This window comes from Sphingobacterium anhuiense (assembly GCF_042686355.1).
In the GTDB taxonomy this organism is placed as follows: Bacteria; Bacteroidota; Bacteroidia; order Sphingobacteriales; family Sphingobacteriaceae; genus Sphingobacterium; species Sphingobacterium anhuiense.
In genome coordinates this window covers 93,081-111,576 of the sequence record NZ_JBHUPE010000020.1, presented here as the reverse complement: position 1 = coordinate 111,576, position 18,496 = coordinate 93,081, and the positions used below count along the sequence as shown (strand labels likewise).

The window sequence follows — 18,496 nt, the reverse complement described above, 5'->3', positions numbered from 1 at the left end:
AATACTTAACAGAAGTTTAGTGATGTGTTAATCTTTGAAGTTTACTTTTGGTTGTGGAAAAAATTCACATTTACCAAATGTCTAAATAATGGAATTAACGCAAAGATTTAAACAACGTATTAGTCAACTGGATGAACGCTCTGTTGCCATGATATTGGCATTAACAGCATTTCTTTGCTATACCTGTATGTATTCATTTAGAAAATCTTTTACTGCCGCATCTTATGATGATGCTTCAGTATGGGGGATCAATTATAAAGTCTGTTTAGTTATTACTCAGATGGTCGGGTATATGTTTTCTAAATTTTATGGAATAAAATTTATTGCAGAAAGTAAGCAAAAGAATCGTGGACGCTATCTGATTATATTGATTTGTATTTCCTGGTTAAGTTTGTTAGCATTTGCTTGGTGTCCGCGTCCTTGGAATATTATTTTTCTTTTATTGAATGGATTTCCCTTAGGCATGGTGTGGGGTTTGGTTTTTAGTTACCTGGAAGGTAGACGTTATACAGAAATAATGGGAGCAGTTATGGCTGTCAGTTTGATTTTTGCTTCAGGTTTGATTAAAACAGTAGGACGTTGGTTAATGGCTACTTTTCCAATAGATGAATATTGGATGCCCTTTTGTACAGGTTTTTTATTCTTACTACCTTTTATCGGATGTGTCTGGTTGTTAGAGCATGCACCTGGACCCACAGAACAGGATAAAGCCTTGAGAACAGAACGAGTAGCGATGGATAGTGCAAGTCGAAAAGAGTTTTTTAAAATGTTTAAACCTGGAATTTTGCTCACTGTCGTTATCTATACCATGTTGACAATTATCAGGGATGTTCGAGATAATTTTGAAATTGAAATCTGGGAAATGCTCCATGTAAAAGGCAATGGCATTTTTGCAAAAGTTGACGGTATAATTGCTTTGATTGTATTGGTACTGGTGGCATTGTTGATTGTGGTGAAAGATAATTTAAAAGCATTTAAATTGATTCACATGTTGATTATAGTAGGTTTTCTAATAGCAGGTGGTTCTACTTATCTTTTTAGCCATCAACTTATCGATGGATTAAGTTGGATGTTGCTGGTAGGTCTTGGTCTTTATTTAGCATATATCCCGTACAACGCCATCTTTTTTGAAAGGATGATTGCTACATACAAAATGAAAAGCAATATAGGTTTTGTCATGTACTTAGCAGATTCGATCGGATATTTAGGCAGCTTTATAGTCTTACTGAATAAGGAGTTATTACCTAATTCCGTGACGTGGGGAAGTTATTTCATACAATTGGTTTTTTTCGCATCTATCATCGGTGGAGGATTATCCTTACTATCTTTATATTATTTTGTGCGTAAAAAAGAAGCGATGGACAAACAGGAACAGGAGGCAGAGAAACCTTGGTGTGTGAATAGTAGTGATGTTCAAATAAGTTAATAAAAATACATAAAATGAATTTGAGTAAATATGATCTAATCGTAGTGGGAGGAGGAATCTTAGGAACCTTCCATGCCTACCATGCTTTGGTAAAAGGATTACGCGTTCTCCAATTGGAGAAAGATAACTATCCGGTAAGCTCAACGGTACGCAATTTTGGACAGGTTGTGCCATCAGGGATGTCTGGAAAATGGTTTGATTATGGTGTTAGAGGTTTAGAAATCTATAAGTCCATTCAAAATGAAATGGATATTTCTGTTCGCAATAATGGCAGTATCTATATTGCATCCGACGCAGATGAAGTACAGATGCTGCATGAATTAAGTGCACATTATAAGCAGGTTGGATATGCGCATGAGCTATGGTCAAAAGAACAGATCTTAAAGACCTATCCTATGATGAAGGACACGTATGTAAAAGAGGCTATTGTTTTTAAACAAGAGGTAAGTGTTGAACCAGATTTAATGATCCATCGCTTACATGCTTATATGCAGACTAAGTTTGAGCAGTATACATTAAAATATGATGCAACTGTAATGGCTTGTGATGATAATGCCGACCTTGTTAAAGTGACAACGAGTGATATGCAATTATTCGAGGCTGATAAGGTCATCATATGCAATGGATATGAATTCAAAATTCTTTATAGATCATTATTTGACGATAGTGGTTTAAAGATCAGTAAACTTCAGATGATGCGTACAAAGCCGATGAAAGAGCTGCATTTACCAGGAAATATTTTAACAGGGCTTACGACAAGACGTTATGAAAGTTTCGAAGAATATTGTCCATCTTTCCATCAAATAAAAGTGCCTGAACACTATAAAGAATTGCGTGAACAGGGAATACATATCTTATTTAAGCAAGCCATAGATGGTAGTATCATTGTTGGAGATTCACATGAATATGCACAAGGTAATCAACTGGATGAATTAGGATTTGCTATTAATTCAAAGATTAATGATCTCATGTTGAATGAAGCGAATCGTATTATCACTATGGATCAGTCTATGATTGCAAGCTCATGGGCTGGATTTTACGCTCAGCATGACAATGATATTTTAGAAGTGGATGTAAGTGAGCGTATTCATGTACGTACCGGAATCGGCGGAAAAGGTATGACAGCCAGTGCTGGTTATGCCGAGCAAAGCATTGAAGCGATCTGTGGATAAAAGTAAAAATATAAAGAGTAGTTTTAGAGGCCTAGCATTTAGTTGCTAGGCTTTTTTTATATATCCCGTTGAATATTGGCTTGATATCAGATATGGATTTCGATGAGGTCAATAATAATATTAACTCTTTTTAAAGATATAGTTGATAATTTTTTCTTTTATAGCTATAAAATGATACATTTAGGGAATTAAAAAGAAGTTAACCAATTATAATGAAAAATAAGTTAGGCTATAGATTGCTTTGGGAACGTGTGCGGAATGGTGATGAACAAGCGTTTTTTGATTTATATGCCGCATTATTTAACGAATTGGTGAATTTTGGTATTCGTACATGTGGAGATGCTGATCTGGCGAGTGAAGCAACAGATGAAATTTTCGTTACCATTTGGGAAAAACGAGATCGCCTCGATCGCGTAGAAAATGTGCAGGCATACCTCATTACATTTTTAAAAAGAAAAATCCTTCGGCTCTTAGAAAAACAACATAAAATACAAACTGCTTTGCGACATGTTAAAGCAGAAGATGATTGGATAGAAATGCCTTATGAAGAATTTATTATTAAGGTACAAACAAATGAATGGATTCAGATCCGATTAAAAGAAGCACTCGAAAAATTAAGTTTTCGTCAAAAACAACTCATTCATCTTAAATTTTTTGAAGGATATTCCTACGAAAAAATAGCAGAAACCACTCAAATGACTGTCAAAACTGCGTACAATACTTTGTATGATGCTTTAAAAGTGCTGCGGCAAGAATTAAAGGATCTTTAAAACTACAATAGATTGATGATTTTATTTAATTGATTTAAAGCTTGTTATATTTTATTTTAAAATTTCTTTAGGAAAAAAGTGCAATCGTATGCACTCTATAGTAAAGACCTAAAGAATGAGCCAAAAAGATTATAACAATATTGAAGACTTTTTAATAGATGATACTTTCCAAAAGTATTGTTCTGGAGAAAATACATCTTGCAAACAATATTGGGAACAGTATATTGTCAATCATCCTGAGCAGTTAGAAACGATTCAGCATGCCAAGAGATTATATCAAATTCTTGTAGGCAACAAACCTGCTGTTAATGAAAGGTTGGAGCATATGAAAGCTCGCTTTAAAGAGGAGACAAATGAACTTTCTATTTTTTCCTGGCATCTATCTCACTTATTTCGTATTGCCGCGGCTCTTGTACTTTTCGGCTTGGCTTACTTCTGGTATACACAGTTTTATTCGAAAAGAATTGAACCGTTGGATCAATTTGTGGCCGCCCAGATATTCCAAACTAAAAAAGGAGAGAAGAAAACATTTGATTTGCCAGATGGAACCACAATCACATTAAATTCAGACAGTAAACTGGAACTTGATCAGGATTTTAATGATCATGCACGACATGTCTATCTAACTGGAGAAGGCTTTTTTGAAGTTAAAAAAGATAAAGAGAAACCCTTTGTCATTTATGCTAATGATTTTGATATTTCTGTCCTCGGAACAACTTTCAATGTGAAATCCTATCCTAATGATGGAACATCTGAAGCTTTTTTAGTGGAGGGATTAATTGAGATGCGGAGTAAGGGAGTTAATGAAAACTCCATGATTATCAAACCTAATCAGAAAATTATCTTATATAAAAATCAATTTATTGAGGCTAAAAAAGACTCCGCCGTTAAAAAGGAAGCGTTAAAAAGCAGCGTTAAGGAAATCAAAATTCAAGATTTTTCAGTAGATGAACCTGCCGTTAGTTCCAAGGAGATTGCTTGGAAAGATAATCGATTAGAAATCATGGACCAAGATTTTGAATCATTGCGACATACCTTAGAACGGTGGTATGATGTGGATATAGAGATAAAAAATAGAAATCTTGAAGATTATCGCTTTACAGCGACTTTTTCAAAAGAAAATATAAACCAAGTATTAAATGCATTACAAAAAGTAGAACCTTTTAATTATGAGATATATGGAAGAAAAATAACCATTTACTAGAAAAAAATAGGATGGCGGACCAACGCCATCCTTGAAAAAAAGATTAATTCTTAAGCAGCAATTCTGGAAAAACGTGCTGCTCTTTATTGAATTTTAAACCTAATACTAAAGTATGATAAAAAATTGCTTATTGCAAATGCATAATGGCTACATTGTGCATTTTAGATTCATTATACGGATGAAACTAACCTTGATTATGAGTGCATTTGTCGTAATGAATGTTTCGGCTAATGTTTATTCCCAACAAAAAGTATCGCTTGATGTCCAAAAAACAAAATTGAGCAGAGTACTTAAAATGATTGAAGAAAAAAGTGACTATTACTTCGTCTATGGCTCAAATAACGACAATCTGAATAAGGAGGTTTCTATGCAGGTTGAGAATGGACGAGTTACGGATATTTTAGCCAAATTATTTAATAAGACTGGCCTTACATATAGTATCTCAAACGAGGGCTTGGTAGTTGTCAGTCAGCAACAGAATAAAGTTTATGACGGTATTGTAACAGATGAAAAAGGCAACCCACTCGTAGGAGCCACAGTTCGTGTTAAAGGTTCTGCAGTAGCAAGAGCTACTGATTTAAACGGTAAGTTCTCCATCAACGCACTGACGGGAAATACACTTGTTATTTCATTTGCGGGATATAACTCAGAGGAGCTTGTCCTAACAAATGATAATGCGATCAAGATCGTGTTGACTGAAGATAATCGCATGCTGAATGAAGTTGTGGTAACTGCCTTAGGAATGAAAAAAGAAAAACGTTCTTTAGGATATTCAGTGACACAAGTTCAGGGGGATGCTTTAACACAAGCTCGAGAAAATAATGTTATGAATGCCTTGGTTGGTAAAGTTGCTGGTTTGGATATTAGCAGTACTGCTGGGGGAGCAGGTGCGGCTACGAATGTCACTATCCGTGGTGTTTCCAGTATAAATCAGACAAGCCAGCCTTTGTATGTCATTAATGGTATACCTATGGAAAGCAAGCCAGTCGGTTTAAATAATAGCAATTCTAGAGGTAATTCAGGTAGCCAATGGGATAATGCACCTGATCTTGGAGATGCCATTAGTAATATAAATCCCGATGATATTGAAAGTGTATCAGTATTAAAAGGAGCCGCGGCTTCAGCGTTGTATGGATCTAGGGCTAAGGCTGGTGTAATTTTAATTACGACAAAGTCTGGAAAAGGAAATTCAATAGATTTTAGTAGTAATTATGTTACCGAAAGAATCATTGATCAAACAGATTGGCAGACCCAATATGGACATGGGGGTGGTGGAATTAAACCCACGACCATTAATAATGCTCTGTCAACAGGGGCAAATAGCTGGGGTGCAAAATTAGACGGTACACCTGTATTGCAATTCGACGGTAAAGAAAGACCATATTCCCTTCAAAAAGGAAATCTTGATCGTTTTTACAGAAATGGAAATACCTGGACTAATACGATTGCTTTAAATAAATCTTTTGAAGGCGGATCGATCAGGTTATCAGCAACTGACGTTAAAAACAAATCCGTAGTTCCTAATTCAGGACTAGATAGACAATCATTTAATCTGGCAGGTATGTTTGAACCGATAAAAAGATTAACGATTGACGCTCGTGTTAATTTAATCTATGAGCAGGTGAAAAATAGACCAATGCTTTCAGATGGAGCTGGAAATGCCAATTTCAACGTGATGTTTTTACCGACGAGTATTAATGTTGATGATCTAAAACCTTGGAAAGATGAAAATGGTAAAGAAATAGGTTACTCCGGTAACGTATACGCAACCAATCCTTGGTTTGCCGCTTACGAATTTCAAAATAATACCAGTAGAAAGAGAACGATCAGTTCATTAACAGCTAAATACACTTTGGATAATGGATTGTTTGTGCAAGGACGTGCAGGTCGTGATTCATACTCAGATCGTTATAAAAATGTTGTTGCCTCAGGAACGGCCTATTATCCTAATGGAAAAATTTCAGAGCAAAATACCAGTTTTGATGATATTAACGCCGATATCTTAATCGGTAAACAATTTGTTGTTGGAGATTATACGATCACACCAAACATTGGAGCCAGTTATAGAAACACCAAGTCTAAACAAATCACCAATAATGGAGTGGATCTTGCAGTATTTGGTAATTATAATATTGCAAATGCAGAAAACAAATCGTTGGATTATTTCGAATCTGAGCAAGAGACACAATCGACTTACGGAACGTTAGAGTTTGCATACAAGGATATATTGTATTTAACTGGTAGTCTTCGGTCAGATTGGTTTTCCACGTTAGCCGCTCCAGGTTATGACAATAAATTGAATTCTGTATATCCATCGATATCAGCATCTTTTGTTTACTCCGAGTATCTCAAAGCTCCATGGTTGAATTTCGGAAAGTTGAGAGCTGGTTATGCAACAGTTGGTCAAGCTACCGATCCATACCAAACTGCCTTAAGCTATAAATTGAGAAGTGAAAGCCTTAATGGAACTTCTTTAGGAATAATTGATAATGGTAGTATTCCCAATTCTGGTTTAATTGCCTCATCTGCTTCTGAATTAGAAATTGGTACAGAATTACGTCTTTTTAATGATCGTGTAAATTTTGATTTTACTTGGTATAGTAAAAGATCTAAAAATGAGATTACCTATATCACAACACCTTCATCGAGCGGTTATAGTGCGGCAGTTTTGAATGCTGGTGAAATGCAAAATAAAGGCTTTGAGGTCTTGTTAGGCGCAACTATAGTCAAGACTGAAAAATTCAAATGGACTTCTACGATCAATGGTTCATATAATGATAATAAAATTTTATCCTTAGCAGACGATTTTAATTTTCAATCAGTAGCGACTTCGCGTACAGGTGCCGGTTCTGTAGCTAATATGAAAGGCGAGGCAGCTTTTCAAGTAATGGCATTCGATAATAAATATGATGCCAATGGTAATGTTGTTCTGTTATCTGATAACCGCTCCCCGGCGAAAGGAGATCTAACTGCTTACGGATCGGCTTTTAATAAATGGTTTGCAGGATGGAACAATGAGTTTTCTTATAATAAATTCAATTTATCGTTTTTAATAGATGGTAAATGGGGAGGGAAGCTATTTTCAGCGACAGATTATTATGGATATATCTTTGGTTTACATAAAGGAACGTTAGATAAGCGGGAAGAATATGGCGCAAACGCACCAACTTATTATTCAAATGTCGCGAATAATACCTCTAAAATATTTGTTCATAATGCTGATTTTATAAAGCTTAGACAAGTCGTTTTAGGATACACCTTTCCAGGATTATTTAATAATAAAATTAAATCGCTTAATGTAAGTGCTGTGGGTCGTAATCTATTGGTGTTAATGAAAAAGACAGATAATGTTGATCCTGAATCCAGCTACAATGCAACATTCCCAGGGCTAGAGTTAGGTGGCGTACCTGCTGTACGTACTTTCGGAATTAATTTAAGTGCTAAATTTTAGAAATTGACATTATGAAAAGAAATTTAAACCCAATTATATCAGCTATTGCTGTATCATGTCTTCTTTCATTTACAGGCTGTACAAAAGATTTTGATAAAATTAATACCAATCCTGTAACAAATAGTTCAGAAAAATTTAACCCTAACTTCGTGCTTTCATCTGCTCAGCTAAATTATACAGGTAGCTTTGATATGGCATATGATGCTTTCCGAAGTAATTTCTCTTTGGCAGGACCAATAGTACAAGCTTTAGCTAATTGTACTCAAGAATGGCGAGGTGATAAATATTTAATTTTTGAGGAACATACTGCCGCTTATTGGGGTACCGGGGCTGTGGGGAGTTATATTGAACAGGTAAGAAATATCGTCGATGTTGTCGAAAATACTCGAGGTAAAGAGCAGTATAAAAATCTACATCAGATAGCACGTATTTGGCGTGTCGTAGTATTGTCTAGAATTACGGATTTGTATGGTGATGTCCCTGCTTCGGAAGCAGGTTTAGGTTATTATCAAAAGTTGTATCTGCCAAAGTATGATAAACAGCAAGATATTTATAATACAATGCTGAGTGAGCTTGACGAAGCTGTCAATGCATTACAAGCGTCAGGTGATATTGTAACTGGTGATATCATTTATAAAGGTGATATAGAAAAGTGGAAACGGTTCACGAATTCATTCATGTTAAGATTAGCTATGCGTCTTGTAAAAGTTGATGAAGCGAAAGCAAAAACATATGCGCAGAAAGCCATCGCTAATACTTTTACCTCTAATGCTGATAACGCGTTTGTAAAACATGATGTCAATGGTGCTCGTATTACACAAAATCGTAATAGTCAGGTTTTATTAGGCGATGTCGGTTCACAAGACTATTACTACGGTAAATGGTCCAATACTTTTATTGATTATTTGAAAAAGACAAATGATCCACGATTAGGAAAAATTGCCGTTACAAAATTGCATATTAGTCTATCAAACAAAGATCAAAATCCAAATTTTGTAACAGACCCTCTCGTTCAAAAAGGTATGCCAAATGGAAAGCAGGTAGATGCCGCAAATGGTGATGCTTTTGATATTCGTAAGGATCCAAGTTTTACAGACTATCCAGATTATTCCTCACCTAACCCTAATATGTCTAAACGGGATGGTATAACTTTTATTTTAACATATGCACAAACGGAATTATTAAGAGCAGAGGCTGCAAAACGTTGGGCAATTGGAGGTACTGCAGGTGAACATTACAATAAAGGAGTGGGAGCAGCAATAAGTTGTTTAGGTCAATATGATTCGAAGTTAACGATCTCAGATGCTGAAATCAATGATTACTTGACAAAAATGCCATACAATGATGGAAATGGTTTGAAAATGATCAATGAGCAATATTGGGCACATACCAATACGCTATTTGATTTTTATGAATCCTGGAATAATTGGAAGCGCTCGGGTTTTCCAGTTTTAGTACCAGTCAAACATCCAGATAATAGTACTGGCGGAGTGATACCTAGAAGATATCCTTATCCAATAACAGAGGCTTCTAATAATCCTGATCATTACAAAGTAGCTTCGGCTGCGGTTACAGGAGGAGACTCTTATGTCGGCCGTGTTTGGTGGGATAAGTAATTTCTTGCATCTTTAACAGAGATCAAATGCAAGTATTTTGATCTCTGTTAAAATAAAAAACCATTTTATGAAAAACCTAATAAATCAAAAGTTAATCATTTTGTCATTTGTTGTTGCATGTTCATCATGTGCGCCAGAGTCTGATAAACCTGTGGAAAATAAACAAAATATCTCAGGAACCTATCGTTTACTTGAAAGTAAAACCATAAAAGGAACAGACACGATTCTTGCTTTTACAGATACATCAAAAACAGAGATGTTTAAGATGTTTAATGGAGATCATTTTTCTTTTTTTAATCACGATAAAGAGAAAGGGAAAGGAAAAGAACCATTATTTGTATCGGGAGGAGGTCGATATACATTAAATGGAAATAAATATAAAGAACATCTACAGTATTGCAGTATGCGAGACTGGGAAAATAATACTTTTGATTTTGAATTAACTCAAAAAGGAGATACGCTTATTCAAAAGGGCGAAGAAAATCTTCCAGAATTAGGTGTTAAACAAATAATAATTGAAACCTATATCAAGCTTAAATAGCCAATTTTAATTATCAGGTTGGTAATCGTATTTAAAATTGCTACTTATTAAAAAACAAAGCCTTTCGCAATATTTCCGAAAGGCTTTGTTGTATCTCATTAAGTGGGCACTATTTTCTCTTTTCCATACGAACTAAATATTGGTCGTGCTCATCTTCAAATAGAATTTGTACTACCCAGTTTAATTCATGTGCAATTTTAATGAGCATCTTTTGATCCAGATATAACCACTTGAATTTATCTCCAAAATTTCCCTGATATTGATATTGATAATTTATCTCTCCAAAATAGTGATCAGGTCGTTTTATTTTGTATTCCTCATAAAGATACTCGATGTTTGACGTATCAAAGATAAGCTGTCCACGATCTGTCAATATAGATTCAGCATGAATCAAAAGGTTTTTAAAGCCTTCTATATCGCCCGCTAATCCAATTCCATTCATCAAGAACAAGAGCGTATCATATTTATGATCTTTGAATTGATAAAAATCGTTATGATGTATTTTTTGAACCCCTCTCTGTTGCATGATCTGACAGGCGATGTTCGATACTTCAAGTGCTTCAACGTCGAAATTTTTGTCTTGCAAATACAATGTGTGACAACCTACGCCAGCGCCCACATCTAAAACACGTCCATCACATAGGGAAAGCGCAATAAATTCCAGTTCAGGAATCTCGTCTTCGTCGCGAAAAAATATATCAACGGGCATTTCTTCAATATCACCATAACTACTGTGTAAAAGCAGAGGCGCTACCTCTTTTTGATGAATGTAATAATCGTTTAAGGCTTCGCCGTAAATATCTCTAGTCATGTATCATTAATATTTGTTTTGCTAATTTGATGGTCGCTGGATCTCCAGTGTTCTTTTTGGGTTCATCCGATAATTTAATTACCTGCGTCCATTCATCATCTTCTGGTTGTGTTTCAGTCATTTTAATCACTATATTCATTTGTGTGAGGCCAACATCATTAGTGAAGTTAGTACCCACTCCAAATGAATGTCCAATTTTGCCTTTGCAATACTGTGTTATATGAGCCACTTTATCATAATCTAAACCGTCCGAAAATATGATGGTTTTCGATAAAGGATCGATTCCCTTATTGACATAATGTGAAATGATTTTTTCAGCGAACTCTATAGGATCTCCGCTGTCATGCCGTACACCATCAAATAATTTAGTGAGTTTTTTGTCAAATTGTCTAAAGAATACTTCTGTTGTGTACGTGTCAGATAGCGCGATACCCAAGTCACCTCTGTATACATCGGCCCAATGCTCAAGACCAAGCAAATTTGCCATTTTATAACCATACTTGGCTGCATGAAACATAAACCATTCATGAGCATGTGTGCCAATAGGTTTAATTTGATATTGCATAGCAAGAAGAACATTACTCGTTCCGATAAAAGTACCAGCCCCATATTCTTTTAATGTTTCTACGACAAGTTTGTGAACCTGAAAAGAATGTCTTCTCCTTGTACCAAAATCTGCGATTGTAATATTTAATTTCTTATATTTTTCAATTTTAGTTTTAGCATCATCAATAACCTGTTCATTCGTTAAGCGCTTCTGTTCAGTTATTTCGTAATAAAGTTCACATATTAAAGCCATGATCGGAACTTCCCAAAGAATGGTGCGGTACCAATATCCCTCAATTTTAACTTCTAAATCTTCGCCATTTTGAATAATACTGATTTCATCAGGATCATAGCGATAGCCCTGTAGGAAGTCAAAATAAGTAGGGTCAATGTATGGGCAGTTTTGGGCAAAAAATGTTTTTTCAGCTTTGCTCAATTTTAGATTTGCCATCGCATCGATTGCCTCTCTTAGTTTTTTATCAAATCCTATCGGAAATTTATGTTGACCGCGATTAATGAATTGGTATCGAGCCTTTGCTTTTGGAAATAACTTGACAACAGCATATTGCATCGTGAACTTATAAAAGTCGTTGTCTAGTATGGATGTTAGTTGAGCCATTGGCCTCTTAATATAAAGTGAATAAGGATGTAAATTTAATAATTAACATCAATTTAAAGTAATTGTTCGGAAAATCCAATTTGCGTCTTATTCATAAAAAAGAGGTTTAGTATCATTACTAAAACTCTTCATAAAATTATTTCATTTCTTATCTTGTACGGGTACTGCCGCTTCTGGTAGCTCCTGACTGTGTTGAGCTTCTTTCATTGGTACTATTATTACTTCTTTCCACACTATTTGACTGTGCTCTCGCAGGTCGTTCCGTATTGGATGAAGGGGCAGTTCTACTACTTCTACTTTCGTTGTTTGAAGATGACTGAACTCTTGCGGGTCTTTCGGTGTTCGTAGGTGCAGTTCTGCTACTTCTAGTTTCGTTGTTTGAAGTTTCCTGTACTCTAGCTGGTCGCTCCGTGTTAGTTGGTGCAGTTCTGCTACTTCTAGTTTCATTGTTTGCACTCGTTTGAACGCTAGCTGGTCGATCAGTTCTAGATTGTTCTACTGTATTTGTATTTCTTGTAGGCCTTTCTGTACGAACTGAAGTATTGTTATTATTATTATCGATAGATTGTACTCTCTCCCGGGTGTTTCTAGTATTCGAAGAACCATTATCTGTATTAGATGAATTGCTTCTTGTGCTACCACCATTATTGTTTATACGTCCATCTGTTCTGTTAATTGAACTATTATTGCCTCTTGATCTATCTGTTGATCCATTTTCTCTCGATCTAACAGTAGCATTTCCACTATTATCAATATACAATTCGCGACTACCTCTCGTACTGGTCATATTATCTCTTGTAGATATCACCCGATCATTTCTATTCTGTAAAGATGTATTATTGCTACGTGTACGGGATGAAGCTTCAGCAACCCGGCTTGGTCTTGCATCAGTTCTTGAATTACGATCCACATTTGGACGATAGATATCAACACTGCTACGCGTTACACGTGATGCACCAGGTCTATCAGAATTATTAATACTTCTTACGCTTACACGTCTTCCTGTACTTCTCTCAATATCTGATCTTCTTGGACCACCATAATAGTTTTTATTATTGATGATAACAGTATTATTGATAATTGTAGTTCTATTATAAAAATTATTATAATTACGAGGGTGAACATAATAACGATCTAATCTATTGCTATAGATGTTAGATGACCCAACAAATACCCATAAATTCATAGGAAGGTTGATCGAAATATTAATTCCTAAAGGTGCCCATCCATAATAACCAGAACCTTCTCTCCAATTGACCCAGGCTGGTCCCCATTCATAATCTGGGATCCACGCCCAACCATAATTGTTGTTGTATTCCCATCTACCATAATGGAATGGTGCCCAGCCCCAAGAATAATTTGATACCCACGTATTTCCATATTCAGTCATGGTCCAGTATCCATTGGTTGAATAAGGCTGGAAGTTGGGACCTACATCAGGTATCCACATATAACCATAATTGCGGTCATTTACCCAGTCACCATAAGGCGCTAGTTCATCATAAAATGTTTGAAAAGAAACACCACTGTTATAATTAGAATATCCACGTTGTGCTAACGAAGATTTAGGCGTCGCAAAAAACAGAATACTAAAAACTGTTAATGCGATTAATTTTATATATTTAATTTTTTTCATGATATTTCTTTTTTATCGATCGTGAAAAATAGTTCTTTATTTTGTAGGTATGACACCTATAATGTACATATGGTTTAATCTGTGATTTGTTTTTTATGCAGGCAAAACTTATTCCAGATTATTTTGTTGTTTTCTAGGGCTGTAAGAAAACTTAAGAGGAAACTAAGTGATTATGGTTTGATAATAATTACCTATTTTTTGTACCTTTATCCCTTCAATCGTGTCATAAAATATTGTACACAGGAAATATTTATTTGAATGTTAAATAAACTTCGATCATTTTTTACTGAATTCGCAAATATCCATCGATTCTTAATTCGATTCTGGAAAGAACTTGTCACACCTCCTTATGAATTTAAGGAAATAATACGTCAATGTTTTGAAATTGGATGGAAATCATTACCCTTAATCAGTTTAACGGGTTTTATTGTGGGATTTGTTTTTTCTAAACAATCACGACCTTCATTGGAAGAGTTTGGAGCAACCTCTATGTTACCTTCCTTGATTTCCATTGCTATTGTTCGAGCTTTAGCCCCGTTGGTAACGGCACTGATTGCATCTGGAAAAATTGGTTCGCAAGTAGGGGCTGAATTGAGTTCGATGAATGTTACCGAACAAATCGATGCGATGGAAGTTTCGGGAACAAACCCATTTAAATTTTTAATTGTAAGTCGCATTATAGCGACAACAATAGGTATTCCTATTTTATGTTTTTATGTTGCGGGAATCGGACTTCTTGGTGGCTACCTAAGTATGGCATCCAAAGATGATCTAAGCTTTTTAAGTTTCTTTACACAAGTCTTCGAAACAATTGGTTATCAGGATTTATGGGCAATGGTTTTTAGAGCTATTGTATTTGGTTTTACTATCGGAGCAGTAAGTTGTTATTGTGGATATTATTCTTCAAAAGGAACTGAGGGAGTTGGTAAAGCAGCAAATGCCGCTGTTGTAGCTTCCATGTTTTTGGTTTTTATTGAAGAAATTATCATCGTACAAATTTTATCAATAATAAATTAGTGATGGAAAAAGTAAAAACACATATCGATTATCAAGATTCTGTCATTACAATACGCGGTGTTAGTAAATCATTCGGAGAGAACCATGTATTAAGAAATGTTGATTTAGACTTATACCGTGGGGAAAACTTAGTGGTTTTGGGACGTTCTGGTACTGGTAAATCCGTATTAATAAAACTTATTGCTGGACTTTTACAGCCTGATGTGGGTAGTATTGAAGTTCTTGGGAATTCTGTTAATGATTTGGATAACCATGAGTTGATGAAGCTGCGGTTGCGTATAGGATTTTCATTTCAAAATAGCGCTTTGTACGATAGTATGACGGTACGTGAAAATCTTGAATTTCCATTGATTCGTAATAAAAGAAATCTTACACGTGCTGAAATCAATAAAGAGGTGGAAGATGTGCTAGAAGGTGTAGGACTATCACAGGCAATCAATCAAATGCCATCTGAATTATCTGGTGGACAACGTAAAAGAATCGGTATCGCGCGTACATTAATCTTACGCCCAGATATCATGATGTACGATGAGCCAACAGCAGGATTGGATCCAATAACCTGTTTAGATATTAATAGTCTTATTAACGAAGTTCAAGAAAGGTATAAAACATCATCCATTATCATCACACATGATTTAGCTTGTGCTCGATCGGTAGGAGATCGTATAGTGATGTTACTAGATGGTAAATTTGAAAGACAGGGATCTTTTAAGGAAATATTTGAAACAGATGATGCGCGAGTTAAAGCGTTTTATGATTATAATTTTATTGTTTAAATAAATGAGCAAAGTAGAAAATAAGAGAGCAGTAATAGTTGGATTATTCGTATTTATAGGATTAGCTATTCTGATTGCAGGTATATTTATACTGGGGAGTCAACAGAAAAAATTTACTAAAACTTTCGAAATTGCTACGTCTTTCCCTGATGTTGCAGGCTTAAAAGTAGGTAGTAATGTTTGGTTTTCAGGTGTTAAAGTGGGGATTATAAAGAATATTCATTTTAAAAATTTACAGGATGTTGAGGTTGTTATGACCATTGAGGAAAAATCAGCTGAATATATCCGTAAAGATGCCATTACCAAATTAGGATCAGATGGTCTTATTGGTAATAAAATCATTGTGATTTCAGGTGGTTCTCAAAATGCGCCATCAATTGAAGCTAATGATTTTCTTCGTTCTGCGAAAGCCGCAGACATGGAAGCAATGATGGAAACCCTACAGCTTAATAACCAAAATTTGGCAAAAATTACAACAGATTTTGTTGAAATTTCACGTGGTTTAGTTGAAGGGCGTGGTGTAGTCGGATCTTTATTGACAGATACAGCCATGTTATCTTCGCTTCATATGTCTTTGCAGTCGATCAGTCAGGTTATGGCCAGTACAAATAAAGCAACATCTAACCTTGTTCTATTGACAGAAAAATTAAATTCGAATAAAGGCTTAGTTCACGATCTGACTACAGATACAGCAGTTTTTGCTAGTTTAAGAGCTTCTGCAGCACAACTGCAGGGCGTTTCACAGACAGCTAATGCACTGATGACAAATTTAAATACTGCTTCAGGTAAATTAAGTAGCAAAGATAATGCGATTGGTACATTGATCAATGATCCAGCTGTTGGCAATGAGCTTAGAGAGGCCGTTCGTAATTTAAATAACAGTACCGCTAAATTGGATCAAAATATGGAAGCTTTGCAAAGTAATTTCTTATTGAGAGGTTTCTTTAAGAAGAAAGACAAGGAAGCAAAAAAGGCAGCTGAATTAGAATTGAAAGATTCAGTGAAATAGAAATTTTAATATATTTAAAAAAGTAAAGGGCAATTTTCTTCGAAAATCGCCCTTTACTTTTTTAAGCTATTCTGATTAGGTGTATCTTTGCCTTTATACACAGGCAAGATCTCTTGCATATGTATAATTATTGTAAGATTTTATTTTAACTAAATGCATAATATTACAGATAGAGATGTTATCTATGAAGATAACCACCTCATCGCAATCAATAAAAGGGCAGGAGATATTGTTCAGGTAGACGATACCGGTGATAAGTCTTTAGAAGATATGGTTAAAGAGTATTTAAAATATAAATACAATAAACCTAATGAAGCCTTTTTAGGAGTTATCCATCGTCTGGACAGGCCTGTTAGCGGTTTAATTGTTTTTGCAAAAACAAGCAAAGCATTAGAGCGTATGAATAAACTGTTTAAAGATAGACAGGTAAAAAAGACTTACCTTGCTGTTGTGAGACAACGTCCACAAGAACCTACCGGTAAATTGATCAATTGGCTTGTGCGAAATCGTGAAAAAATGGTAACAAAAGCTTTTAATAAAGAAGTGAAAGAAAGCAGCTATGCCGAATTGGATTATGCTTTGATCGGTGAACTGAATGGTTTTCATTTATTAAAAGTTGAGCCATTAACAGGACGTACTCATCAGATTCGGGTGCAATTATCCACGATGGGATGTCCTATAGTCGGTGACAATAAATATGGGTACCCTCGGGGCAGTTCAAAGGGTAGTATATGCCTTCATTCTAGATCACTTACTTTTGTTCACCCAATCAAAAAAGAGACGATTACATTAAAGGCTCCATTGCAGCATGACGGTTTCTGGGAGAAGTTTTCTAAGTTTAATGACTAGAGTAGCTGTAAAATAATCTTAATTTTTTAAGTATCTTTGTATTATGAAAACGCTTAAGTATTTGCTAGTTACAATTGTTCTGTTTTGCACGATTACGGTAACACCAATCAGTTCAGTATATGCCCAGTGTGCTATGTGTTCCTTAAATGCTGAAAATTCTACTCAGAACGGCAATACACAAGGTAAAGGCTTAAATGATGGAATCTTATTTTTGCTTGTCATTCCTTATTTGGCAGCCGCAGGTTTGGGCTTTCTTTGGTATAAAAAATATCGTACTGTAAAGTCGAGTAAATCTCAGGAAAAAATTCTTTAAAATTAATAAGATATGCCAACATCTAAAATTCATGCGCTTGTACATTCAAAATGTCCAAGATGTCATGTCGGAAATATGTTTGTCGGACCTGCCTATGGTTTACGTAAACAAAAAACAAATGATGTATGTCCCGTTTGTAATTTGACTTTCGAAATCGAGCCAGGTTATTTTTATGCGGCCATGTATGTCAGTTACGCGATGTCGGTGGCTGAAGTGGTAACATTTGCTTTGGCAACAGCAGTATTAACAGGAAGTGAGTCCCCATGGACGTATATGGTAGTCCTTTTTGCAACAATTATTATCTTTTCTCCATTTAACTTTCGTTATTCAAGATTGATATTATTGCATTACATGACTCCAAAAATTGTTTATGATCCCAAGTGGGAGCTACTAGAAGAAAATAAAAATAAGAGCGATATTTAGTATCGCTCTTATTTTTACAAGTATTTCATTGTACTGTCAAAAATGAACGCTTTATCCTTAAAGTTGGATGAAATTTCATGCTGTAAATGGCTAAGATGATCTTGTTGAAATTGTGCAATGTCCTCTTCGCTGGAAACCTGTATCTGAATGCAGTATGTTACTCCTTCATGAGGAGAATTAAGCATTTCCAAAAAACGAGGATTGAAATTAGTGCTGTTTAGAAGATTTTCTTTTATCCAGGAAACTATTTCCTGATGTACAGATTCTTCTGATATGATGGATATGTTATATAAATACATAAGTGCAAAAATATGAAC

General features: G+C 35.3%; 17 protein-coding genes. 13 read left to right on the top strand and 4 right to left on the bottom strand.

Annotated features, from left to right (window positions below; all coding sequences use genetic code 11):
• Positions 1–88: 88 nt before the first annotated feature.
• The 7 genes from ACFS6I_RS23760 (at position 89) to ACFS6I_RS23730 (ending at position 10,180) form a co-directional block, all read left to right on the top strand.
• Positions 89–1,426 (top strand): DUF5690 family protein, encoded by a 1,338-nt coding sequence (locus ACFS6I_RS23760; RefSeq protein WP_380924271.1) that lies wholly within the window; start codon positions 89–91, stop codon positions 1,424–1,426.
• A gap of 14 nt (positions 1,427–1,440) precedes the next feature.
• Positions 1,441–2,598, top strand: a complete 1,158-nt coding sequence (locus ACFS6I_RS23755) for a TIGR03364 family FAD-dependent oxidoreductase (protein WP_380924269.1) — start codon at positions 1,441–1,443, stop codon at positions 2,596–2,598.
• A 212-nt stretch (positions 2,599–2,810) separates the two neighbouring features.
• A complete protein-coding gene (locus ACFS6I_RS23750; RefSeq protein WP_132772195.1) occupies positions 2,811–3,368 on the top strand; it encodes an RNA polymerase sigma factor in 558 nt (185 codons plus the stop codon).
• A 115-nt stretch (positions 3,369–3,483) separates the two neighbouring features.
• Positions 3,484–4,572, top strand: a complete 1,089-nt coding sequence (locus ACFS6I_RS23745; RefSeq protein ID WP_380924267.1) for a FecR family protein — start codon at positions 3,484–3,486, stop codon at positions 4,570–4,572.
• A 196-nt stretch (positions 4,573–4,768) separates the two neighbouring features.
• Positions 4,769–8,023: a SusC/RagA family TonB-linked outer membrane protein gene (locus tag ACFS6I_RS23740; RefSeq protein WP_380924265.1), complete on the top strand. Its 3,255-nt coding sequence runs from the start codon at positions 4,769–4,771 to the stop codon at positions 8,021–8,023.
• Between the two features lie 11 nt (positions 8,024–8,034).
• Positions 8,035–9,639 carry a SusD/RagB family nutrient-binding outer membrane lipoprotein gene (locus ACFS6I_RS23735; protein ID WP_380924263.1) on the top strand — a complete coding sequence of 535 codons (1,605 nt, stop codon included), beginning with the start codon at positions 8,035–8,037 and terminating at the stop codon, positions 9,637–9,639.
• Between the two features lie 67 nt (positions 9,640–9,706).
• On the top strand, positions 9,707–10,180 hold the full coding sequence (locus tag ACFS6I_RS23730; RefSeq protein WP_380924261.1) for a hypothetical protein: 474 nt from the start codon (positions 9,707–9,709) through the stop codon (positions 10,178–10,180).
• A 109-nt stretch (positions 10,181–10,289) separates the two neighbouring features.
• Here the strand turns inward: ACFS6I_RS23730 and ACFS6I_RS23725 are convergent, their stop codons facing one another.
• From ACFS6I_RS23725 to ACFS6I_RS23715, 3 genes are all read right to left on the bottom strand, one after another.
• The gene (locus ACFS6I_RS23725) at positions 10,290–10,991 is read right to left on the bottom strand and encodes a class I SAM-dependent methyltransferase (protein WP_132844501.1); all 702 of its coding nucleotides are present in this window, start codon (positions 10,989–10,991) and stop codon (positions 10,290–10,292) included.
• Positions 10,984–12,156, bottom strand: coding sequence for a nicotinate phosphoribosyltransferase (pncB, locus tag ACFS6I_RS23720; protein WP_168128406.1), 1,173 nt, complete (start codon positions 12,154–12,156; stop codon positions 10,984–10,986). The genes ACFS6I_RS23725 and pncB overlap by 8 nt, the downstream gene beginning before the upstream one ends.
• Positions 12,157–12,304: 148 nt before the next feature.
• Entirely contained in the window at positions 12,305–13,792 is a 1,488-nt protein-coding gene (locus tag ACFS6I_RS23715; protein ID WP_380924258.1) for a DUF6600 domain-containing protein, read from the bottom strand.
• A 258-nt stretch (positions 13,793–14,050) separates the two neighbouring features.
• On the opposite strand from ACFS6I_RS23715, the gene ACFS6I_RS23710 reads away from it, so the two are divergent.
• The 6 genes from ACFS6I_RS23710 to ACFS6I_RS23685 all read left to right on the top strand — a co-directional run bounded on the left by ACFS6I_RS23710 (position 14,051) and on the right by ACFS6I_RS23685 (position 18,179).
• Positions 14,051–14,809: an MlaE family ABC transporter permease gene (locus ACFS6I_RS23710; protein ID WP_132772204.1), complete on the top strand. Its 759-nt coding sequence runs from the start codon at positions 14,051–14,053 to the stop codon at positions 14,807–14,809.
• Positions 14,810–14,811: 2 nt separating this feature from the next.
• A complete protein-coding gene (locus ACFS6I_RS23705) occupies positions 14,812–15,585 on the top strand; it encodes an ABC transporter ATP-binding protein (RefSeq protein ID WP_021188170.1) in 774 nt (257 codons plus the stop codon).
• Positions 15,586–15,589: 4 nt separating this feature from the next.
• A complete protein-coding gene (locus tag ACFS6I_RS23700; protein WP_132772207.1) occupies positions 15,590–16,594 on the top strand; it encodes an MlaD family protein in 1,005 nt (334 codons plus the stop codon).
• A 153-nt stretch (positions 16,595–16,747) separates the two neighbouring features.
• On the top strand, positions 16,748–17,443 hold the full coding sequence (locus ACFS6I_RS23695; protein ID WP_380924255.1) for an RluA family pseudouridine synthase: 696 nt from the start codon (positions 16,748–16,750) through the stop codon (positions 17,441–17,443).
• 43 nt (positions 17,444–17,486) lie between these two features.
• The gene (locus ACFS6I_RS23690; RefSeq protein ID WP_380924253.1) at positions 17,487–17,756 is read left to right on the top strand and encodes a hypothetical protein; all 270 of its coding nucleotides are present in this window, start codon (positions 17,487–17,489) and stop codon (positions 17,754–17,756) included.
• A gap of 12 nt (positions 17,757–17,768) precedes the next feature.
• On the top strand, positions 17,769–18,179 hold the full coding sequence (locus ACFS6I_RS23685; RefSeq protein WP_132844492.1) for a DUF983 domain-containing protein: 411 nt from the start codon (positions 17,769–17,771) through the stop codon (positions 18,177–18,179).
• Between the two features lie 14 nt (positions 18,180–18,193).
• Here ACFS6I_RS23685 and ACFS6I_RS23680 read toward each other — a convergent pair whose 3' ends face one another.
• Positions 18,194–18,478, bottom strand: coding sequence for a DUF4286 family protein (locus tag ACFS6I_RS23680; RefSeq protein WP_132772211.1), 285 nt, complete (start codon positions 18,476–18,478; stop codon positions 18,194–18,196).
• Between the last annotated feature and the right edge of the window lie 18 nt (positions 18,479–18,496).